The following is an 18,542-nucleotide window of genomic DNA, read 5'->3' on the forward strand; positions in this document are numbered from 1 at the left end:
GCTTACTTCTCCGGGTCGGCGAGTCCGACGGACACGTAGTCGATGCCGCCCGAGAAGCCCGCGTGCGCGTAGGCGCCCGCGATGTTCGACCCGACCACCATGACGGCCTTCTCGAAGAGCAGCGGCACGGCCGGCGCGAGCTCCATGATCTGCTCGTCGAGCTCGCCCCAAGCGGCGTTGGCCTCATCGACGTCGGTCATCGCGCGGATCTCGGCGATGCGAGCGTTGACGGCCGGGTCGTTCAGCTGGGCGACGTTCGAGTTGCCCTTCTCGTAGATCTGGGTGCCCTCGAAGATCGGCGGCAGGAACGTGGCACCCGACGCCCAGTCGGGGCACCAACCGGTTATCGCGGCATCGTGCTGCTGCGAGGTCGTGCCGATGACCTCGTAGAAGGTCGACGAGTCGATGAGGTTGAACTCGACGGTGATGCCCGCCTTCGCGAGCGACTGCTGGATGGCCTCGGCCTGCGCCTGCATCTTCGGGTTGTTCCGGATGTCGAGCACGAACGAGAAGCCGTCGGGGTAGCCGGCCTCCGTCAGCAGGTCCTTCGCCGCCTCGGGGTCGCCCGCGAAGTCGTCGGAGGGGTAGAGGTCGAACTCGGTGAACCCGGCGACCGTCGGCGGCATCATCGTCGTGGCGATGTCGGCGAGCTGGCTGCCCCCCGTGCCGTCCTTGACGGCCTGCTTGTCGACGGCGAGGTTGATCGCCTGCCGAACGAGGGGGTTGTCCATGCCGGGCTTCGTCGTGTTCATCGGCATGTACGTCGTGCAGCCCTGCAGGCCCTGGATGGTGCGCTCCTGGATCTCGGGCGTCTGGATGCGAGCGATCGAGGCCGCCTGCACCGAACCGGCGATCGCGTTGCGGTCGTCGCCCTGTCCCGCGATCATGCGCTCGTCGATCGTGGCGCCGTCGAGGCCGAAGCTCCACTCGTAGGAGTCGGGGTAGGCCCCGCGCACGTCGTCGCTCTCCTTGCTCCAGTGCTCGTTGCGCTCGAGCACGAGCGTGCTGCCGCGCTGGTACTCGGTGACCCGGTACGGCCCGGATGCGATCGGCTGCTGGTCGACGCTCGTGGTCGTGACGCCCGCATCAGCCGGGAAGGGGGTGAACGGCGCCTGGGCGACGACGGCGGCGAAGTCGGCGTAGGGCTGGTTCAGGTGGAAGACGATGGTCTTCTCGTCGGGCGTCTCGATCGAGTCGAGCGGCCCGGAGCTGTAGAAGCCCTCGTATCCCTCGGGGATGTCGAGCACGATCTTGGCGTACGGCGAGCCGATCGAGATCGAGGGGTCGAGCGCGCGCTCGACGCCGAACTTGACGTCGGCACTCGTGATCGGCGTGCCGTCCTCGAAGAAGATGTCGTCCTTCAGGGTGAAGGTCCACTCGGTCGCGTCGTCGTTGTGCGTGCCGAGGTCGGTCGCGAGGTCGGGCACGATCTCGGTGCCCTCGGCGCCTTCACCGGTGCCCTGCGTGGTGAGCGTGCGGTAGATGAGCCGGTAGAAGTTGTTGACGCCGCCGTCGAAGCCCTGTGCGGGGTCGAGGTGCGAGAAGTCGGCGTTCTGCAGCACCCGGAGGGTGCCACCGGCGGTCGGCGTGCCGCCGATGCCGTCGCCGCCGGAGTCGGGGGCGTCGGATGCGGGGCTGCACCCGGCGAGCGCGAGCGAACCCGCGAGCGTCAGGGCGAGGAGCGCAGTGCGTTGCTTCATGCTGTCTTCCTTCGTTTGGGGTGAGTGAGGAGCGGTGCTGTACTTCAGGCCGTGCGCAACCACACGCGCATGGCCGCCGCTCCGCGGTTCCCCCAGAGGTGATAGGGAACGAGCGTTGCGGTCGTGGTGGCGGATGCCGCGGCATCCGTCACCGCATCGGTGCCGAGCTCGGGATACAGGCCGCCTTCGTGGGGCGCTGCGATCCGGGCGGGCATGGTGATGATGCGGGTCTCGTCGCGGCTGTTCGGCGTGACGGCGCGAGCTGTCGTCAGCGCGGCCGCGGCGGCAGCTGCGTCGAGCGTGAGCTCGTCGAGCTCGACGTCGTTGTCGGCCTGCTCGGCGCAGTAGACGACGGGACCGCGGGCGAACGCGATGGAGTTGCGCAGCGCATCGACGCGAGGATCTGCGCCGTGGGCGCGAACCGGCATCGGGAGGTCGAGCTCGAGCCGGTCGCCGGCGACGAGGGCGCGCTCGACGCGGAGCCAGCCCGCGGGAACATCCGTCGCCACCGTCTCGCCGTTGATCGTGAACTGCGCGCCCCGGCACCAGGCCGGCACGCGGAGCGCGATGCGCGATGCGGTGGGTGCGGCCGAGACGACCTCGATCGCGACCCGTCCGTCCCAGGGGTAGCCCGTCGTCATCTCGAGTTCGAGGCCGTCGTGCGCGATGCGGGCGCCGGTGTACTGCGCGAGGAAGAGCGTGTCGGCGTCGACGAGGGCGAGGTGATCCTGCAGCTCGGCGGTCCACCGGATGATGTTGGGCGGACAGCACGGGCAGACGAACCAGCCCCGGCGCAGCAGTTCGCCCTCGGGCTCCGCACCGGTGCGCTGCTGGTGGTCGGGCCGGCGCTGCAGCGGGTTGTCGTAGAAGAAGGCCCGGCCGTCGTCGGACAGCCCGGCGGCGTAGGCGTTGTAGAGCACGGTCTCGAAGACGTCGAGATAGGTCGTCTCGCCCGAGGCGAGGTGCATCCGCCACGCCCACTGCATGGTCGCGATCGCGGCGCAGGTCTCGCTGTACGAGCGCTCGGAGGGCAGCTCGAAGCGGTCGCCGATCGCTTCGTCGGAGTGCCTGCTGCCGAGGCCGCCGGTGAGGTAGAGCTTCGTGTCGACCATGTCGTTCCAGAGCCGCTCGAGCGCCGTGCCGAGCGTCTCGTCGCTTCGTTCGAGCACCACGTCGGCGGCGCCCGCGGCGAGATACGTCATGCGCACGGCGTGGCCGGTCACCGAGTCGAGCTCGCGCAAGGGGGCGTTGTCCTGGAAGTACTCGGCCGGGAACACGCTGAGTTCGACGGTGCCGCGGCCGCGTCGATCGATGAACAGGCTCGCGAGCTCGAGATAGCGCTCGTCACCGGTCTGACGGCTGAGCTCGACGAGCGCCATCTCGATCTCCGGATGTCCGCAGACGATGTCGTCGCCGTCGGGTCCGAATCGTTCGTACGCCAGGTCGGCGAAGCGGCGGGCGACCGTGAGCAGCCGGTCGTCACCGAGCTGGCGGGATGCCGCGACCGCCGCCTGCACGAGATGGCCGAGGTTGTACAGCTCGTGGCCCCATGCGAGGTCCTGCCACGGCTCCTTCTCGACGTCGGGCGCCTGGAAGTACGAGTTCAGGTAGCCGTCTGCGCGTTGTGCCCGTTCGATGAGATCGACGGCCTCGTCGTAGAAGGCGGCGGTCTCGGCATCCGCACGTGCCTCATCTCCGCGGCCGAGCTCGTAGGCGAGTCCCTCGAGGGTCTTGAAGACGTCGGTGTCGAGGAACGGGTAGCGACCGCGGAAGGGTCGTGCGGCCTCGGGGCTCTCGGGATGGGCGATGCGACGGAGGTTGTCGACGTTGCCAGCGAGTCGGAGCTGTTCGATCGTGTGCGGGATGGTCGCGGTGCGGTTGCGGTGCTGCCAGTCGGCCAGGAGCCCTGAGGTCACGCGAACGTTCGCAGTGCCGAGGGCCTGTCGCGGCGAGGTCGTCACGGCGACCGCGGGTCGCTTCGTCACCGATGGTGCCGGTGCCACTCCTGGTTCGACGGCGATGTCTTCCATGGACGATCAGACCCTTCTGTACCGTGTGATGCATCACACTACGTCATTTAGTAGTGGGTGACATATTACTTTCGCACGACCGTCCCGAGTCAAGCCGGACGGGCATGGAAGCGCAGGACTTCACAGGACCGAAACAAACGACCGGGCGGCACACTGCTCTGGCACGCCGACGCCGAGGTGCCTCGATTTCGTCGCGCGCGCAAGCTGGCTTAGTCTCGGGATATGAGCACCGAAGTCGTTGCCGATGTCGTCGTCCGCCCCATCAGGGACTCCGATGTGGAGGCCCTCGGTCGCGTGCACGCGACCTGCTGGCACGAGACCTACGACCACCTGATCAGCGCCGCCGCCTTCGAGCACCTGTCGCCGCGCCGCATGGCCGAACTGTGGAACCATTACGCCGAGCGCGGTGAGGAGTACCAGCAGTTCGCCGCCCTCGTCGACGGCGAGATCGTCGGCTTCGTCGGCTCAGGGCCGGCCCGCGACGAGGGTGCGCCCCGCGAGCGCGAGCTCTTCTTCATCTACCTGCTCGACGCCTACCACGGCACCGGCATCGGCCAGAAGCTCTTCGACGCCGCCGTCGGCGACGACGCCGTGTACCTCTGGGTCGCCGCCGACAACCCGCGCGCGCACCGCTTCTACGCGCGCAACGGCTTCGTCGCCGACGGCGCCGAGCAGGTGCAGCCGTTCCTCGGCGAAGAGATCCACGAGGTGCGGCTGGTTCGCTAGCACCCGCCCGTCGAGGAGCGAAGCGTCTCGAGACTCGCAACTCCCCCAACGCGCCTGACCAGTGTGCCCCCGACTCGGCCGATCGGCCGATTGACGCTGCCGGCGAACTGCGGAAACCTTCGAAGAGCCCGCGATTCGCGCGGGCCAGAAGGGAAGGGGCGACGGTGGACGACACATCGAAGGGCTCCTCGAGAACGACGACGGAGCGCCCGCCCCGAATTCCGCCGCGGTGGTTCGTGCGCGGCGCGTGGGTCGTGCACCGCGGCATCTACCGGATCACGCGCGGACGCGCGGGCCTCTGGCAACCTCGCCCCGAGCGATGGGGCACCATGCGCCTGACGACGACGGGGCGACGCACGGGCCGTGAGCGCTCCGTCATCGTGGCCTACTTCGAAGACGGCCCGAACCTCATCACGCTCGCGATGAACGGCTGGGCCGAACCCGAACCCGCCTGGTGGCTCAACCTCATCGCCGACCCGGATGCTGCGGTCGTGCTGCCCACCGGTCCCCGCGACGTGCGAGCCCGCGCGGCGGTCGGCGCGGAGCGTGCACGCCTGTGGGCGGCGTGGCAGTTCTACGGCGACGACATCGAAGCGCTGTCCGCACTTCGCCGTCGCGAGACCGCGGTGGTCGTGCTCGAGCCCCGTGCGGCGGGTCAGCGCAGCGCGCCGACCGACGCCAGCGCTTGACGCACGAGCAGGCCGCGCCCGCCCTCGAACTCGTCGCCGACCGCGTCGGATGCCGCATCGTCGGGCGTCATCCACGTGACCTCGAGCGCATCCTGCCGCGGCTCGCACGTGCCGGTGACCGGCACGACGAACGCGAGCGACACGGCGTGCTGACGGTCGTCGGTGAACGATGAGATGCCCGGCATCGGGAAGTACTCCGCCACGGTGAACGGCACCGAACTCGCCGGCAGCAGTGGGAACGCCATCGGACCGAGATCCTTCTCGAGGTGACGGAAGAGCGCGTCGCGAATCGTCTCGCCGTACATGACGCGACCCGACACGAGCGTGCGCGTCATCTCGCCCACGGCGTTCGCGCGCAGCAGCACGCCGACCTCGGTGACCTGCCCGAGCCCGTCGACCCGCACCGGCACCGCCTCGACGTAGAGCAGCGGCAGCCGCCCACGAACCTCGGCGAGCTCGAGGTCGGTGAGCCACCCCGGATTCGCCGGCGGCCTGACGACGGGTTCGTCGTCGGGATTCCAGTCGGGATCGGGGGTGCGTACGCTCATGCCTCGATTCTGCCCCACACCGCTAGCGTTGACGTCATGACTTCCGTGCGGATCGACGACGACGCCGTGCTGTGGTCGGCGTCGACCGCCGATCGAGCCGGGCGACCTCTGCTCGTGCTGCTGCACGGCTACAACTCCAACGAGGGCGACCTCTTCGGCCTCACCCCGTACCTGCCGCTCGCCCCGGCGGTGGCATCGCTGCGCGCACCGACCTTCACGGGCTACGGCCACGCCTGGTTCCCGCTGAGCGACGACGGCGTCGAACTCTCGATCGACGGGGCCGATCTCGCGACGACCGCGGTCATCGACTGGCTCGATCGGGTCGCGCCCGACGCCGCCTCGGTCGGGCTGCTCGGCTTCTCGCAGGGTGGCGCGATGGCACTCGAGCTGCTCCGGCGAGCGCCCGAGCGATTCGCGTTCGCCGTCAGCCTCGCCGGCTTCGCGCTGCCGGGCCGGCGCGAGGGCGACGAGCGGATGTCGCAGCTGCAGCCTCCCGTCTTCTGGGGGCGCGGCACGACCGATGAGGTGATCCCCGCGGCATCCGTGGCCCGCACCCAGGCGTGGCTGCCCGAGCATGCGGCGCTCGACGAGCGCATCTACGAGGGCCTCGGCCACTCGGTCTCCGAGCTCGAGCTCGCCGACGCGGCGGCGTTCCTCGCGGCTCGCTACACGGCACCGCCGGTCGAGTAGCGGAGCGCACGAGTAGCGGAGCGCACGACCGCCGGTCGAGGAGCGGCGTATCGAGACCTAGACCCCTGAACCGCCGGCGCGGCGCTCGGCGCGCTCCTTGTCGCGCTCGCCCACGCGGATCTTCTCGGCGCGCACGGCCGCCTGGGTGGCGCGCTCGGTCACGAGCCACGCGGGCGGCGCCTCGAGCAGTGCCTTGATCTGGGCGGTCGTCAGGGGCTCGTCGACACCGCTGCGGGCGAGGCCCGAGTTGGAGATGCCGAGCTTCGAGGCGATCACCGTGCGCGGGTGCGGACCCTCGCGGCGCAGCGTCTCGAGCCACTCGGGCGGCTCGGCCATGAGGGCTGCGAGTTCGTCGCGAGTGATGAGTCGCTCGCGGAACTCCTCGGGCGCGGCCTCGAGGAGGATGCCGAGCTTCTTGGCTGCGGTCTCCGCCTTCATGGTCTGGGAGTTCTTCGACTTGCTCACCCTCACACCGTAGCCCGTTGCGCCCGCACCCGCCCACCGGACGGCGGCAGCGCATCGTCTACGCTGGGAGCAGGCTGCGCGCGGCCGGAACGGGAACGGGGGCCGAAGTGACACTGCGACTCCGATACGTCGCCGGCGTGAGCCCGTCGAAATGGCTGCGCGTGTGGAACGAGCGTCGGCCCGATCTCACGCTCGAGGCCATCGTCGTCGATGAGCCCGAGCAACTGACCGCGCTGCTCGCCGGCGACGCCGACCTCGCGTTCGTGCGGTTGCCGGTCGACATCGAGGGCCTGCATGCCATCACCCTCTGGGAGGAGCTCGCGGTCGTCGTGCTCCCGAAGGAGCATGCGCTCGCCGACGCCGAGTCACTCACCCTCGCCGAGCTCGACGGCGAGACGCCAGCCCCGGCCCAGGCCGACATCGCGATGACGATCGAGCTCGTCGCAGCGGGCACCGGGTATGCGATCGTGCCGCACTCGGTTGCACGGCTGCACCGACGCAAAGACGTCGTCGCTGTCCCGGTCACGGATGCCGCGGCGACGCAGATCTCGCTCGTCTGGCGCCGCGACCGCGACGACGACGACATCCAGGAGTTCGTGGCGGTCGTGCGCGGCCGGGGAGCGAAGAGCTCACGCGGATCGTCCGACGACCCGCCCCCGATGAAGCCTGCGAAGGCGGCCAAACTCGCCGCCGCCGAACGCCGCGCCGCCGCCGCCAAGGCAGCGGGAAACGGTGCCGGTAAGGGCGGCAAAGGTGGCAAGGGGGCCGGCAAGGGTGGCCGGCCCGCGCCGCGCACCGGCGCCGGCGCGAAGCAGCGCAGCCGTCGGAGAGGCCGATGAGTTCGAGGCCGTTCCTCTTCCTCTCTGCACGCCCCGAGGTCGAGGCCGTCGGCCCCGAGTACGAATCGGTGCGACGGGCCATGGGCGTCGACGCCGACCGGCTCGAGCACGTGCGCCTCGACGTCGACCCGCTCGGCGACGTCACGATCGCCGACTACGCGGGCATCGTCGTGGGCGGTAGCCCCTACAACGTGACGACGCCCGAGAGCGGCAAGCACGAGGTGCAGCGCCGCGTCGAGGCCGACCTCGCGAGACTCGCCGAGTCGGCCCTGGCCGCCGACTTCCCGCTGATGCTCACCTGCTACGGCATCGGCGTGCTCACCCGGGTGCTCGGCGGCGAGGTCGGCACGACGCACGGCGAAGCGGCGCAGGCGGTCGAGATCCGGCTCACCGCCGAGGGGGTCGCCGACCCCCTGGTCGGTGCGCTGCCCGGTAGATTCCAGGCGCTCGTCGGCCACAAGGAGGCGACCGAGCGATTGCCAGACGAGGCGCACCTGCTCGCCTCGTCGGTCGGATGCCCCGTGCAGATCTACCGGGTCGGCTCGGGCGTCTACGCGACCCAGTTCCACCCAGAGGTCTCGACCACCGACTTCGTGGCGCGCGCCCAGGTCTACCGCCACCACGGCTACTTTCCGGCGAGCGAACTGCGCGAGGTCGGCGAACGGCTCACCGCGGCATCCGTCACCGAACCGCAGCGCCTGCTGCGGCGCTTCGCCGAGTTCGCGGAGCAGCGCACGACCAGCTGAACCCGTCGCACGGCGGCAGTGCACGGTCAGTCGCACGACGAAGCGGGCGCATCGGCCGCTCGATTGATCGAGCGACCGATGGCCCGTGGTGCGTCGTGCCGACCGCTAGGCGGTCGTGCTGTTGCTGCGGCCTCGCGTGATGAGACCCCAGATGAGCAGCACGATGATGGCGCCGCCGATGGCGAGGAGCCAGGTGCCGAGATCCCAGAACTGGTCCATGCCGACACCGAAGATGGCACTGCCGATCCAGCCGCCGAGCAGTGCTCCGACAACGCCGAGCAGCAGGGTGACGAACCAGCCGCCACCTTGACGCCCCGGCAGTATCAATTTGGCGATCGCACCGGCGATGAGGCCGAGGATCAGAAACGCGAGGAAACTCATCTTGTGCTCCTTCGTTCGATATCCCAACCAAACCACTGGAGCCGAAGCTCAGCAACCCCTTGTTTCCGTCGTGGGCGATGCAATATACGCGCGAATCACGCCGTTCGGGTGACCTCGAGCGGGTATCTGCGGCGCAGCAGCACCCGTTGCAGCAGGGTCCAGGCCACCGTGACGAGCAGGTAGAGCGCGGCCGCGAGCGGCACGAAGGCCGCGATCACGGCCGTGATGAACTGCAGGGCGCCGAGCGCGGTGGCAACCCCTGGGGCGGCAAGGGGGTTGGCGGGTGCTCCGGTGGCACCGGCGCGCCCCGCGGCATCCGCTCGGTTCGGAGCCGCAGGCGCGGCGACCGGTTGCTGCGGCCGAAGCACGCGGCGGGTGATCTCGCCGACCACCGCGATGCCCGCGATCACGACTCCGAACACGATGAGGGCGCCCGGGCTCACCGTGCCCGTGGCGAGGTCGCCGGCGAGGCTCGCGCCGAGCGGGACGCCGAAGAACGTCTGCTCGAGCAGCGCGTTCGGGTGCCCCGCGATCGTGGGCAGGATGAAGAGCGCGTAGATCACGCCGACGATGGGCGCCTGCACGAGCATCGGCAGGCAGCCGGCGAACGGCGTGGTGCCCTCTTCGCCGTAGAGCGCCATCGTCTCGCGCTGCAGCCGCTCGGGGTTCTTCTTGTGCTTCTGCTGCAGCGCGGCGAGCTTGGGCGCGAGGCGCGATCGCACCTGCTCGGCCTTGGCCTGCGAGACACCGACCGGAATGAGCGCGGCGCGCACGAGCAGGGTGACGAGCACGACGGCCGCCGCCGCGCTCGCGATGCCGATGACGGGTTCGAGGAGGCCGGCGAGCGTCATGAGCACGGCGTGCGCCCCGTCGAGCAGGGCGGCGATGGGCGGAAAGGCGTAGAGATCCATGAGGAGGTTCCTTGCGGTCGAGAGACGAACGGGCACGTCTGGCCGCGAGGAATCGAGTCGCCGAACGTCCGCCCGATGGGCGGTTCGGCGTGGGTCGGATGTCGCTACGCGGCCGCGATGCCGCGTGTCGGCGCCCTCGGGCGCGCGCGCCCCGGGGCGTCGGGGTCGCTCTGTGCGAGCAGCCGCCACGGGTCGGCCGTCTGCCGGAACCTCGAGGCCGCGCCGCTCGCGTCGGCCGCGACGATCGACGGCATCGCCTGACAGGCGACGACGACCACGGCGACGGCGGCAGCTCCGACGACACCGAGCAGCACGACCGACATCTGCGCGTTCGAGGCGAGGGCGATCTCGAGCGAGGCCTGGGCGACGCGGAAGAGGGCGACGATGAGTTCGATCATGTCGTCTCCTCTCTGTGGGCGTGTGCCTGCGTCTGCGTGACACCACGCTAACACCGGCATCGCCGGGGCGAACGGACTACTCGTCGAGCAGGCGTTCGAAGAGCATGTGGTCCTGCCATTCCCCCGCGATGCGCAGGTAGCGGTGGGCGAGGCCGAAGCGCTCGAAGCCGTTGCGTGCGAGCACCGCCTGGGATGCCGCGTTGTGCACGAGGGTGCCCGCCTGCACCCGGTGCAGGCCCGCGTCGCGCGCTGCGTGCACGGCGAGGCCGACCGCCGTGGTGGCGAGGCCGCGACCGGTGTATCGCGCGTCGATCCAATAGCCGAGATGGGCGTTCTGGAAGGCCCCGCGCACGACGTCGGAGAGGTTGATGCGGCCGATGATGTCGTCGCCGTCGGTCAACACGAACGGCATCGCCAGACCCGCGTCGAGCCGTTCGAGCGTCGCCTCGACATCGCGCCGATGGGTCTCCGCGGTGAAGAAGGCGTCGGTGCGCGCCGGTTCCCACGGCGCGAGGTGCTCGCGGTTGCGCGCGTACGCCGCGGCAAGGGCGGGGCCGTCGTCTGCCGCGAGTTCGCGGAACACGATGCCGTCGTCGAGTTCGACCGCCTGCTGCACGCGCCTGCCTCCGATTCCGCCGACGTTCACGGCGCGGATGCCGCGTGGCCGGGCATCCACGCTAACACCGGGTGACCCGGCGCAGATCGGCAGCGCACTCCCGATCCGAGCGCATCGGCGGTCTTCGAGGCAGACTGGTCGCGTGACCGCACGTCGCACATCATGGGTGCTGCACGTCGACCTCGATCAGTTCGTGGCCGCCGTCGAGGTGTTGCGGCGCCCCGAGCTCGCGGGCAAGCCGGTGATCGTCGGCGGTCGCGGCGACCCGAGCGAGCGGGCGGTCGTCTCGACGGCGTCCTACGAAGCTCGCGAGTTCGGGGTCGGTTCGGGCATGCCGTTGCGCATCGCCGCGCGCAAGGCGCCCGACGCCGTGATCCTGCCGGTCGACGCCGAGGCGTACGCCGCGGCCTCCGCCGAGGTCATGGCGACGCTGCGCTCGCAGCCGGGTGCGATCGTGCAGGTGCTCGGCTGGGACGAGGCGTTCGTCGGCATCGAGACCGACGACCCCGAGACGTTCGCCCGGCAGACGCAGGCGGCCGTGCTCGAGCGCACTCGCCTGCACTGCAGCGTCGGCATCGGCGACACCCTCGTGCGTGCGAAGGTCGCGACCGGTTTCGGCAAGCCCCGCGGGGTGTTCCGGCTGACCGCCGAGAACTGGCTCGACGTCATGGGCGACCGGCCGACGATCGACCTCTGGGGCGTCGGCTCGAAGATCTCCCGTCGGCTCGCCGCGCTCGGCATCTCGACCGTCGCCGAGCTGGCCGCCGTCGACCCCGCCGCGCTGGTCGCCGACTTCGGGCCGAAGATGGGGCCGTGGTACGCCCAGCTCGGGCGCGGCGAGGGCTCCGACGTCGTCGACGACACGCCCTGGGTCGCCCGCGGGCACAGCAGGGAGACGACGTTCCAGCAGGATCTCACCGAGCGCTCGCAGATCGAGGAGGCCGTGCGCGAGCTCACGTCGCGAGTGCTCGCCGACGTCGCGGCCGAGGGCCGGCCGGTGATCGGCCTGACGCTCAAGGTGCGCTACACGCCGTTCACCACGAAGGTCTTCACGAAGAAGATCGCCGAGACCTCGGATGCCGCTGAAGTGGTTGCCCGCGCGCTCGAGCTCGCCGGCCGCATCGAGGCCGAGCGGCCGATTCGCCTGCTCGGGCTGCGCGCCGAGATGCCGATGCCCGAGGAGGCGCGCGAGGGGCACACGCCGACCCGCAGCGGCTGGTGAGCCCGGCGACCGCATTCGACCCGACGCACGCCGATATGCAATCACAAGGTTGCATTTACAATGCTGCAACCCTAGGGTTGCAAGTGTTCAATGCCATCAACTCGCTCTCAGGAGGAAAGTCATGACCGACCAGCACGCCGTGTTCTCAGGGGGCCGCAACATCGCCATGAAGGTGCCGCCGCATCGCTACGACGCAACGGTCGGCTTCTATCGGGACGTGCTGCAGCTGCCGCCCATATCCGGACCGGGCGGTGACGCCACCGGATTCGAATTCGGCTCCTGCAATCTCTGGATCGACCGTTGCCCGGGGCTCTCGCAGGCCGAAGTCTGGCTCGAGGTCGTGGCATCCGACACCGGTGCGGCAGCCAGTGCGCTGGAGCAGGCCGGAGTCGCGAGACGCGATGAGATCGAAGACCTCGGCACCGCGTTCGATGGATTCTGGATATCGTCACCGTCGGACGTGATTCACCTGGTCGACTCCCGGAAGCAGTCCTGGGCCTGAACGCGCGCGCACCCTGTTCGCGGGATGCGACACGATGAGAACGGCCGGCCGGGCGCCGCACAGGAAAACGCCCCGCATCCCGGTGTTCACCGGGATCGCGGGGCGTTTCGTGTGGCGGTACCGGTGGGATTTGAACCCACGGTGGGCTTTCACCCACACAACTTTTCGAGAGTTGCACCTTCGGCCGCTCGGACACGGTACCGAGGACAATGGTAGACGACGAGCGGGCAAGCGCCAAAACGCGCACCGGCACCGAACCGAGCGGATGCCTCAGCTGACGTACAGCCGGTATGCAGCCCACTCGAAGCGGGGCACTCTAGGTTCAGCTCGTGACCGTCTTTCCCGCTCCTTCGCCCGACGCCCCGCGGCTCGCCGCGGGCGTTCGGCTCGCCGCGTCGACCGTGCTCGGCACCTTCGGCGTGCGACCGTTCCGCGCCCGGGTGCTCGAGAACAAGGCCACGCTGAACGACACGCTCCCCGTGCACTCGAAGTGGTGGCGCGACCACGCGAAGGTCGAGGGCGAGCTGCTCTACGTCGCGATCGGCGACAGCGCAGCGCAGGGCATCGGCGCCTCCCGGCCCGACCGCAGCTACGTCGGCGTGATCGCCGACGGCCTGCGCGAGACGACCGACCGAAGCGTGCGGGTCGTGAACCTCAGTGTCTCGGGGGCGACAACCACACTCGCCGTTCGCGATCAGCTGCCGCGGTTCCGCAAGCTGCAGCCCGACGTGGTGACGGTGTCGATCGGAGCGAACGACATCGCCGACTGGAATCCCGCGACGTTCGAGCGCAACATCCGCTCGATCTTCGCCGAGCTGCCGGCCCACGCGGTCGTCGCCGACCTGCCGTGCTTCTACTTTCCGCAGAACGAGCGCAAGGTCGCCGAGGCCAATCGGATGCTGCGCGCCATCGCCCGCGAGCACGACCTCGTCGTCGTGCCGCTGCACGAGCTGACCCGGCGGCAGGGCCTGCGCGGCATCCTGACGCAGTTCGCTCGCGACATGTTCCACCCGAACGACCACGGCTACGCGGTCTGGGCCGAGGCGTTCCGCCCGGCCGTCGCCCGCGTCGCTGCTCAGCTCGGCGCGCGCGCCGACGCGCTCACTGTCGGCGGCCGCAGCTAGTCTCGGGGCATGGCCCGCCCCACCTCCACGTTCCGCTGTTCAGAGTGCGGCTGGAGCACCCTCAAGTGGGCGGGTCGATGCGGCGAGTGCCAGCAGTGGGGCACTGTGGTCGACGTGGCAGAGGCCACGGGCATCGTGCGCGCCGTGCAAGCGGTGCAGCTCGGTGAAGCCCGCACTGCGAGGTCGATTCTCGACGTGCAGACCGAAGACGCCGCGCACCGGCCGAGCGGCATCGGTGAGTTCGACCGGGTGCTCGGCGGGGGCATCGTGGCGGGCGCCGCGATCCTGCTCTCCGGCGAGCCAGGGGTCGGCAAGTCCACGCTCCTGCTCGAGGTCGCGGCCCGCGTCGCCGCGAGCGGCCGGCGGGTGCTCTACGTCACGGCCGAAGAATCGGTCGCCCAGGTGCGCCTTCGTGCGGGTCGCACTGGCGCGCTGCAGAGCGAGCTCTTCCTCGCCGCAGAGACCGACCTCGCGACCATCCTCGGGCAGGTCGACGCCATCCGGCCCGCGCTGCTCATCGTCGACTCCGTGCAGACCGTGTCATCGTCGCTCTCCGACGGCCTGCCCGGGCAACCGAGCCAGGTGCGCGAGGTCGCCTCGACCCTCATCCGCGTCGCGAAAGAGCGGCAGCTGCCCGTGCTGCTCGTCGGCCACGTCACGAAAGACGGCTCGATCGCCGGGCCCCGCCTGCTCGAGCACCTCGTCGACGTCGTGTGCCAGTTCGAGGGCGACCGCCAGACCGCGCTGCGATTCGTGCGCGCACTCAAGAACCGCTTCGGCCCGACCGACGAGGTCGGTTGCTTCGAGATGACGGGCGAGGGCATCGCCGAGGTGCCCGACCCGTCGGGCCTCTTCCTCTCGAGCGGCCGCAGCGCGGTGAGCGGCACGTGCGTCACCGTCGCACTCGAGGGCCGGCGGGCGCTGCCCGTCGAGGTGCAGGCGCTCGTCGTCTCCACGAACGCGCCGCAACCGCGTCGTGTCGTCAACGGCGTCGACCCGTCACGCGTCGCCATGATCATCGCCGTGCTCGAACGCCGGGCGGGCCTCAAGACCCTCGGCGCGCATGACGTCTACGTCTCCACGGTCGGCGGCGTGCGGCTCGCCGAGCCCGGCGCCGACCTGGCGATCGCGGTCGCCATCGCGTCGGCCATGCGCGACCGCGCCGTGCCGCACGAGCTCGCGGCGTTCGGCGAGATCAGCCTCGCGGGTGAAGTGCGGCCCGTCACAGCGGCCAAGCAGCGCGCCGCCGAAGCCAAGCGACTCGGCTACACGACCATCCTCGATGTCGAGGCCGGCAGCGTGCACGCCGCCGTGCAGCGCGCCATGATGGCCTCGACCGGCCCGCGCGAGCGCGAACTCGACGCCGCGTTCTGATCCAGCGAGCAGTGAGCCGCAGGCGCTACGCTTCGAGCGCTCGCAGCAGCTCGGCGGGCGGCGCCTGCATCGGGTGGGGCCCGGCGATGTCGAGGAACACCGTCGTGATCGTCGACTCGTAACGCTTTAGGAACGAGCGGAGCCATGCAGGGCTCTGCAGGCCGACCGCGGGCGGCAGGTTCGCGGGCTTGTACGCGGCGTCGCTGAAGAGCAGCAGCGCGACCTCGCCGGTGTTCGGATCGCGATAGGTCCACACCTCGCCGCCGTCGAGGGGCTTGTCGCGCGGTCCGGGCTTGACGAGCGGCACCACGGTGTTGCCGTGCCGCAGGGCGAGCGCCACCGCCGCGATGTCCTGCCGTTCGAGCGCCTCTGCGAGCGCCTGCGAATGGAACTCCACGGGCTCCGCCGCTTGCTTGCCTCGTGCCTTGCCTGCCATTCCACAAGGGTACCGAGCGGATGTCACGCCGCGGGCCGCCGTCCGCCCACGGCGCACCCTGGGGTGTCTGTCACCGACTTGTGGCACTGCCCCGGAAGGGGATGTGTACTTCGGAAGAAAGAGCCCTAAGATGTCTGTGCCGGACCGTGAGGGTCCGAGGTGTCGACGAAGACGACGGCGTTCTCGTTGACCCCACGGCGCCGGCGCATTCACCTGATTCCTGCCCGAGCGACGATGTCGTCGGGCGCTCGTACCATCGAATCAATCGCGCGGGCCGGCGCGCTCCACCCGAAGGAGCACCGTGGCCAGCAGCCTCCCGAAACCCATCAGGGTCGACGGCGACACGTGGGTGTGCATGCGCAACGACCCAGCCCTGCCGAAGGCGATCATCCGCCGCTACCGCGACGTGAAGCGGGGCGACGTCTTTCTCGTCATCAAGTGGGCGCTCGACCCCGCCGACCAGCAGCTCATGTCATCGGCGACGTCGCTCGACGCCGCCAACGCGCTCGTGCGCTTCGACCCGCCCGCGGCGACCGCGCCGGCCTTCGCCGGCTACCCCCACTCGACGTCACGGCCGACTCAGTAGAGCAGGAACTGCTTCTGCTCGGCCGACTCGAACCCGTCGACCGAGACCGCGAGGTGGTACGACGCTCCCCCGGCCGGCACCGTCTCACGCGCGCCCTCGCACGTCTCGGGGGTCGAGCGGGTGCGATCCCAGATGATCGGCACGCTCGAGCTCACCGGCGTGCCCGGTGTCAGCGAGACCTCGGCGTCGATGGCGTCGACCTGGCAGTCGGTCGAGGTCCAGTAGGCCTCGGTACCGCTCGTGATCGTGAAGGTCTGGGCCGCGGTGCCGGCATTCAGCACGCAGACGTTGGTGCCCACGTTGGTGATCGTGACCGACAGCTGCGGCTGCTCGCCGGGCTCGTACGAGGACTTGTCGGTGATCGCCTCGACAGAGACCTGCTCGGGCGCGCACGGGTCGCCGTCGGCGGCCGTCGGCTCGGTGGGAATGGATGTCGTCTCTGGCGCGGTGGTCGGAACCGCGCTCGGCGAGGCACCGGCGCCCCCGGCCTCGTCACCCTGGCTCGCGCCCGGGCGCACGATGACGAGCACGATCGCGATGATGACCGCGATGAGTCCGATGAGCACCACGATGCGCCGACGTCGGTACACCTGCGGCGATTGCCGCCCGGCCGGTGTGTTCGTCGACATGCACACAGGGTACGACCGGGACGCCGCTGCCCGCGGCATCCGCTCGGCGCGCCGAATGCCGTCTCAGAGAAGCTTCAGCAAGCGCACATCACCAGCGGCCGAATCCCGACAGCGCCACCATCAGAGAAGCTTCAGCATGCGCACATCACCAGCGGGCCGATTCCCGACAGCGCCACCATCAGAGAAGCTTCAGCATGCGGGTGTTGCCGAGCGTGTTCTGCTTGACCCTCGCGAGGTCGAGGAACTCGGCGACGCCCTCGTCGTTCGAGCGCACGAGTTCGGCGTAGACATCGGGGTCGACGGTCTCGCGCCCCATGTCGACGAAGCCGTGCCGGCCGAAGAATGCCGTCTCGAAGGTGAGGCAGAAGAGCCGGCTGAGGCCGAGCTCGCGCGCCTCGCCCTCGAGCGCGGCGAGCAGGGCATGGCCGACGCCGTGACCGAGCCACGCGTCGTCGACCGCGAGGGTGCGCACCTCGCCGAGGTCCTCCCACATGACGTGCAGCGCGCCGGCGCCGATGAGTCGACCGTCGTCGGTCTCGGCCACGCGGAACTCCTGCACCGAGCCGTAGAGGTCGACGCGCTCCTTACCGAGCAGGATGCGTCGAGTGACGAGCGGTTCCACGAGGTCGATGATTCGCGGCACATCGTTCGTGCGCGCCCGGCGGACATGGAACTCGGTCATCCACTCATCGTATTGCTCGCGGCCGGCCGGGCCTCTTCGCCCGGGCGGGCGACGGCGTCGATCACGGGGCATCGCGGGTGCGTCGGCCCGGTCTCGATGAGCAACGCGAGCGCCGCCCGCACGCGGGTCAGGTCGCCGATCTTCTCGTCGAGCTCCACGAGCTTGCCCGCCACCTGCTCGGCGACCTCATCGAAGGTGATGAGTTCGGGGGCATCGGAGAGCCGCAGCACGTCGCGCACCTCGCGCAGCGTGAAGCCGAGGCGCTGCGCCCGCCGGATGAACCGCACACGCTGCACCGCCTCGGGCGAGTACGAACGGTAGCCGGCGAGCGAGCGCGCGTCGGGTTCGACGAGCCCCTGCCGCTCGTAGAACCGCACGGTGCTGACGGCGACGTCGGCCGACCGGGCGAGCAGCCCGATCGTCAGTGCTTCGTGCGCAGGCGCAGCAACCCGCTGAGCTGGAGTGCCAGCCACAGGACCTCCCCGATCAGGAACACGACGATCGTCGCGCTCTGCCCATTCAACAGTGCCCACGTCATCCAGAGTGCGAAGATCGCCCGGCCGATCGTGTCGATCGCGATGAATCTCGGTTCGGTGCGCAGAAGGCGGGCGACCGCCCACATCGTCACGGCGGTGCCGAACATACTCGTGAACATGAGGGCCGTCGCGTCGAAGGCGGGCAGCTGCGCTCCGGGCACGTCGAACGCGTCGTGCGCCCAGCGAGTGGCGCCGAGCAGCAGCGAGGCGGTGAACGGGGTCGCGAAGCCGACGGTCACGATCAGGTCGTAGACGGCGCCCGCTCGCCCCCAGCGCGGGCGTACGTAGTCGGTGGCGGTGGTCGGACTGGCGAGTGCGAGTGCGTCGGTCATTCCGTCATGATCGACCCTGCACCATGGTGCAGGGTCAAGTCCGCGCACCCGGCCGGTGCACGCCGCAGACGACGGCGCGCTGGTCGAGTCGGTGCACGCCGCAGACGACGGCGCGCTGGTCGAGTCGGTGCACGCCGCAGACGACGGCGCGCTGGTCGAGTCGGTGCACGCCGCAGACGACGAAGGGGCGGATGCCGCAGCATCCGCCCCTTCGTGTCGTTCCGGCTACTCGCCCGACGCAGCCGCCAGGTCGGGGCTCACCGGACCGGTGCCGATGGCAGCGGCCGTGTTCACGCCGAGGCCCACGGGGAGCTCGCGCTGCGTGGTCGTGAAGAGGAACTCGCCGTCTTTGAAGTCGACGTGCACGTGATCGCCCGAAT

General features: G+C 70.1%; 24 protein-coding genes and 1 tRNA gene. 10 read left to right on the plus strand and 15 right to left on the minus strand.

Translation table 11 applies throughout. The features are described 5' to 3' along the window. Positions 1-2 precede the first annotated feature (2 nt). Positions 3-1,700: an ABC transporter substrate-binding protein gene (locus tag H521_RS0115520; protein WP_022893939.1), complete on the minus strand. Its 1,698-nt coding sequence runs from the start codon at positions 1,698-1,700 to the stop codon at positions 3-5. A gap of 44 nt (positions 1,701-1,744) precedes the next feature. After that, on the minus strand, positions 1,745-3,730 hold the full coding sequence (locus H521_RS0115525) for a glycoside hydrolase family 127 protein (RefSeq protein ID WP_022893940.1): 1,986 nt from the start codon (positions 3,728-3,730) through the stop codon (positions 1,745-1,747). A gap of 222 nt (positions 3,731-3,952) precedes the next feature. On the opposite strand from H521_RS0115525, the gene H521_RS0115530 reads away from it, so the two are divergent. Both H521_RS0115530 and H521_RS0115535 read left to right on the plus strand, forming a co-directional pair. Beyond that, positions 3,953-4,456 (plus strand): GNAT family N-acetyltransferase, encoded by a 504-nt coding sequence (locus tag H521_RS0115530; RefSeq protein ID WP_022893941.1) that lies wholly within the window; start codon positions 3,953-3,955, stop codon positions 4,454-4,456. Between the two features lie 164 nt (positions 4,457-4,620). Next, on the plus strand, positions 4,621-5,145 hold the full coding sequence (locus H521_RS0115535; protein WP_022893942.1) for a nitroreductase/quinone reductase family protein: 525 nt from the start codon (positions 4,621-4,623) through the stop codon (positions 5,143-5,145). Here the strand turns inward: H521_RS0115535 and H521_RS0115540 are convergent. After that, positions 5,112-5,693, minus strand: a complete 582-nt coding sequence (locus tag H521_RS0115540) for an NUDIX hydrolase family protein (protein ID WP_022893943.1) — start codon at positions 5,691-5,693, stop codon at positions 5,112-5,114. The two genes, H521_RS0115535 and H521_RS0115540, sit on opposite strands and share 34 nt — an antisense overlap. Positions 5,694-5,729: 36 nt before the next feature. Here H521_RS0115540 and H521_RS0115545 point away from each other — a divergent pair, with 36 nt between their 5' ends. Beyond that, positions 5,730-6,383, plus strand: a complete 654-nt coding sequence (locus tag H521_RS0115545; protein WP_022893944.1) for an alpha/beta hydrolase — start codon at positions 5,730-5,732, stop codon at positions 6,381-6,383. Between the two features lie 57 nt (positions 6,384-6,440). Here H521_RS0115545 and H521_RS0115550 read toward each other — a convergent pair whose 3' ends face one another. Then, positions 6,441-6,821, minus strand: a complete 381-nt coding sequence (locus H521_RS0115550; protein ID WP_084512455.1) for a DUF5997 family protein — start codon at positions 6,819-6,821, stop codon at positions 6,441-6,443. 134 nt (positions 6,822-6,955) lie between these two features. On the opposite strand from H521_RS0115550, the gene H521_RS23745 reads away from it, so the two are divergent. Beyond that, positions 6,956-7,687 carry a LysR family substrate-binding domain-containing protein gene (locus tag H521_RS23745; protein ID WP_022893946.1) on the plus strand — a complete coding sequence of 244 codons (732 nt, stop codon included), beginning with the start codon at positions 6,956-6,958 and terminating at the stop codon, positions 7,685-7,687. After that, a complete protein-coding gene (locus H521_RS0115560; protein ID WP_022893947.1) occupies positions 7,684-8,433 on the plus strand; it encodes a glutamine amidotransferase in 750 nt (249 codons plus the stop codon). Before H521_RS23745 ends, H521_RS0115560 begins: the two co-directional genes overlap by 4 nt. A gap of 105 nt (positions 8,434-8,538) precedes the next feature. Here the strand turns inward: H521_RS0115560 and H521_RS0115565 are convergent, their stop codons facing one another. From H521_RS0115565 to H521_RS0115580, 4 genes are all read right to left on the minus strand, one after another. Continuing rightward, positions 8,539-8,814, minus strand: a complete 276-nt coding sequence (locus H521_RS0115565; RefSeq protein WP_022893948.1) for a GlsB/YeaQ/YmgE family stress response membrane protein — start codon at positions 8,812-8,814, stop codon at positions 8,539-8,541. A gap of 95 nt (positions 8,815-8,909) precedes the next feature. Beyond that, positions 8,910-9,725, minus strand: a complete 816-nt coding sequence (locus H521_RS0115570; protein WP_022893949.1) for a YidC/Oxa1 family membrane protein insertase — start codon at positions 9,723-9,725, stop codon at positions 8,910-8,912. A 104-nt stretch (positions 9,726-9,829) separates the two neighbouring features. Next, positions 9,830-10,123: a DUF6412 domain-containing protein gene (locus tag H521_RS0115575; protein ID WP_022893950.1), complete on the minus strand. Its 294-nt coding sequence runs from the start codon at positions 10,121-10,123 to the stop codon at positions 9,830-9,832. A 76-nt stretch (positions 10,124-10,199) separates the two neighbouring features. Beyond that, positions 10,200-10,739 carry a GNAT family N-acetyltransferase gene (locus H521_RS0115580; RefSeq protein WP_040424794.1) on the minus strand — a complete coding sequence of 180 codons (540 nt, stop codon included), beginning with the start codon at positions 10,737-10,739 and terminating at the stop codon, positions 10,200-10,202. A gap of 142 nt (positions 10,740-10,881) precedes the next feature. Between H521_RS0115580 and H521_RS0115585 the strand changes: the two genes are divergently transcribed. Both H521_RS0115585 and H521_RS0115590 read left to right on the plus strand, forming a co-directional pair. Further along, positions 10,882-11,961, plus strand: a complete 1,080-nt coding sequence (locus H521_RS0115585) for a DNA polymerase IV (RefSeq protein WP_022893952.1) — start codon at positions 10,882-10,884, stop codon at positions 11,959-11,961. Between the two features lie 121 nt (positions 11,962-12,082). After that, positions 12,083-12,463 carry a glyoxalase/bleomycin resistance/dioxygenase family protein gene (locus H521_RS0115590; RefSeq protein ID WP_022893953.1) on the plus strand — a complete coding sequence of 127 codons (381 nt, stop codon included), beginning with the start codon at positions 12,083-12,085 and terminating at the stop codon, positions 12,461-12,463. 112 nt (positions 12,464-12,575) lie between these two features. On the opposite strand, the gene H521_RS0115595 is transcribed toward H521_RS0115590, so the two are convergent. Continuing rightward, a tRNA-Ser gene (locus H521_RS0115595) sits at positions 12,576-12,665 on the minus strand. 127 nt (positions 12,666-12,792) lie between these two features. On the opposite strand from H521_RS0115595, the gene H521_RS23750 reads away from it, so the two are divergent. Together H521_RS23750 and radA are read left to right on the plus strand one after the other, a co-directional pair. Then, positions 12,793-13,587 (plus strand): SGNH/GDSL hydrolase family protein, encoded by a 795-nt coding sequence (locus H521_RS23750; protein ID WP_022893954.1) that lies wholly within the window; start codon positions 12,793-12,795, stop codon positions 13,585-13,587. Between the two features lie 9 nt (positions 13,588-13,596). Then, positions 13,597-14,961: a DNA repair protein RadA gene (gene radA / locus H521_RS0115605; RefSeq protein WP_022893955.1), complete on the plus strand. Its 1,365-nt coding sequence runs from the start codon at positions 13,597-13,599 to the stop codon at positions 14,959-14,961. Positions 14,962-14,986: 25 nt separating this feature from the next. On the opposite strand, the gene H521_RS0115610 is transcribed toward radA, so the two are convergent. Continuing rightward, positions 14,987-15,397 (minus strand): hypothetical protein, encoded by a 411-nt coding sequence (locus tag H521_RS0115610; protein ID WP_022893956.1) that lies wholly within the window; start codon positions 15,395-15,397, stop codon positions 14,987-14,989. 301 nt (positions 15,398-15,698) lie between these two features. Between H521_RS0115610 and H521_RS0115620 the strand changes: the two genes are divergently transcribed. Further along, positions 15,699-15,983 carry a hypothetical protein gene (locus H521_RS0115620; RefSeq protein ID WP_156891487.1) on the plus strand — a complete coding sequence of 95 codons (285 nt, stop codon included), beginning with the start codon at positions 15,699-15,701 and terminating at the stop codon, positions 15,981-15,983. On the opposite strand, the gene H521_RS0115625 is transcribed toward H521_RS0115620, so the two are convergent. The 5 genes from H521_RS0115625 to H521_RS26605 all read right to left on the minus strand — a co-directional run bounded on the left by H521_RS0115625 (position 15,977) and on the right by H521_RS26605 (position 18,331). Further along, positions 15,977-16,612, minus strand: a complete 636-nt coding sequence (locus H521_RS0115625; protein WP_022893959.1) for a hypothetical protein — start codon at positions 16,610-16,612, stop codon at positions 15,977-15,979. The two genes, H521_RS0115620 and H521_RS0115625, sit on opposite strands and share 7 nt — an antisense overlap. Positions 16,613-16,790: 178 nt before the next feature. Continuing rightward, positions 16,791-17,294: an amino-acid N-acetyltransferase gene (locus tag H521_RS0115630; RefSeq protein WP_022893960.1), complete on the minus strand. Its 504-nt coding sequence runs from the start codon at positions 17,292-17,294 to the stop codon at positions 16,791-16,793. Further along, on the minus strand, positions 17,291-17,767 hold the full coding sequence (locus H521_RS26105; protein ID WP_022893961.1) for a MerR family transcriptional regulator: 477 nt from the start codon (positions 17,765-17,767) through the stop codon (positions 17,291-17,293). The genes H521_RS0115630 and H521_RS26105 overlap by 4 nt, the downstream gene beginning before the upstream one ends. Then, positions 17,716-18,162, minus strand: coding sequence for a hypothetical protein (locus H521_RS26110; protein ID WP_022893962.1), 447 nt, complete (start codon positions 18,160-18,162; stop codon positions 17,716-17,718). The genes H521_RS26105 and H521_RS26110 overlap by 52 nt, the downstream gene beginning before the upstream one ends. 34 nt (positions 18,163-18,196) lie before the next feature. Continuing rightward, positions 18,197-18,331: a hypothetical protein gene (locus tag H521_RS26605; protein ID WP_022893963.1), complete on the minus strand. Its 135-nt coding sequence runs from the start codon at positions 18,329-18,331 to the stop codon at positions 18,197-18,199. Between the last annotated feature and the right edge of the window lie 211 nt (positions 18,332-18,542).

Source organism: Agromyces subbeticus DSM 16689, assembly GCF_000421565.1.
In the GTDB taxonomy this organism is placed as follows: domain Bacteria; phylum Actinomycetota; class Actinomycetes; order Actinomycetales; family Microbacteriaceae; genus Agromyces; species Agromyces subbeticus.

Bases quoted from the DNA above. Each gene is read 5' to 3' on its own strand.
- H521_RS0115630 (WP_022893960.1), bottom strand. From the start codon at position 17,294: ATGACCGAGTTCCATGTCCGCCGGGCGCGCACGAACGATGTGCCGCGA.
- H521_RS0115575 (WP_022893950.1), bottom strand. From the start codon at position 10,123: ATGATCGAACTCATCGTCGCCCTCTTCCGCGTCGCCCAGGCCTCGCTC.
- H521_RS0115560 (WP_022893947.1), top strand. From the start codon at position 7,684: ATGAGTTCGAGGCCGTTCCTCTTCCTCTCTGCACGCCCCGAGGTCGAG.
- H521_RS0115565 (WP_022893948.1), bottom strand. From the start codon at position 8,814: ATGAGTTTCCTCGCGTTTCTGATCCTCGGCCTCATCGCCGGTGCGATC.
- H521_RS0115545 (WP_022893944.1), top strand. From the start codon at position 5,730: ATGACTTCCGTGCGGATCGACGACGACGCCGTGCTGTGGTCGGCGTCG.
- H521_RS0115590 (WP_022893953.1), top strand. From the start codon at position 12,083: ATGACCGACCAGCACGCCGTGTTCTCAGGGGGCCGCAACATCGCCATG.
- H521_RS0115525 (WP_022893940.1), bottom strand. From the start codon at position 3,730: ATGGAAGACATCGCCGTCGAACCAGGAGTGGCACCGGCACCATCGGTG.
- H521_RS0115550 (WP_084512455.1), bottom strand. From the start codon at position 6,821: ATGAAGGCGGAGACCGCAGCCAAGAAGCTCGGCATCCTCCTCGAGGCC.
- H521_RS0115520 (WP_022893939.1), bottom strand. From the start codon at position 1,700: ATGAAGCAACGCACTGCGCTCCTCGCCCTGACGCTCGCGGGTTCGCTC.
- H521_RS0115610 (WP_022893956.1), bottom strand. From the start codon at position 15,397: ATGGCAGGCAAGGCACGAGGCAAGCAAGCGGCGGAGCCCGTGGAGTTC.
- H521_RS0115625 (WP_022893959.1), bottom strand. From the start codon at position 16,612: ATGTCGACGAACACACCGGCCGGGCGGCAATCGCCGCAGGTGTACCGA.
- H521_RS0115570 (WP_022893949.1), bottom strand. From the start codon at position 9,725: ATGGATCTCTACGCCTTTCCGCCCATCGCCGCCCTGCTCGACGGGGCG.
- H521_RS0115540 (WP_022893943.1), bottom strand. From the start codon at position 5,693: ATGAGCGTACGCACCCCCGATCCCGACTGGAATCCCGACGACGAACCC.
- H521_RS26110 (WP_022893962.1), bottom strand. From the start codon at position 18,162: ATGACCGACGCACTCGCACTCGCCAGTCCGACCACCGCCACCGACTAC.
- radA (WP_022893955.1), top strand. From the start codon at position 13,597: ATGGCCCGCCCCACCTCCACGTTCCGCTGTTCAGAGTGCGGCTGGAGC.
- H521_RS0115530 (WP_022893941.1), top strand. From the start codon at position 3,953: ATGAGCACCGAAGTCGTTGCCGATGTCGTCGTCCGCCCCATCAGGGAC.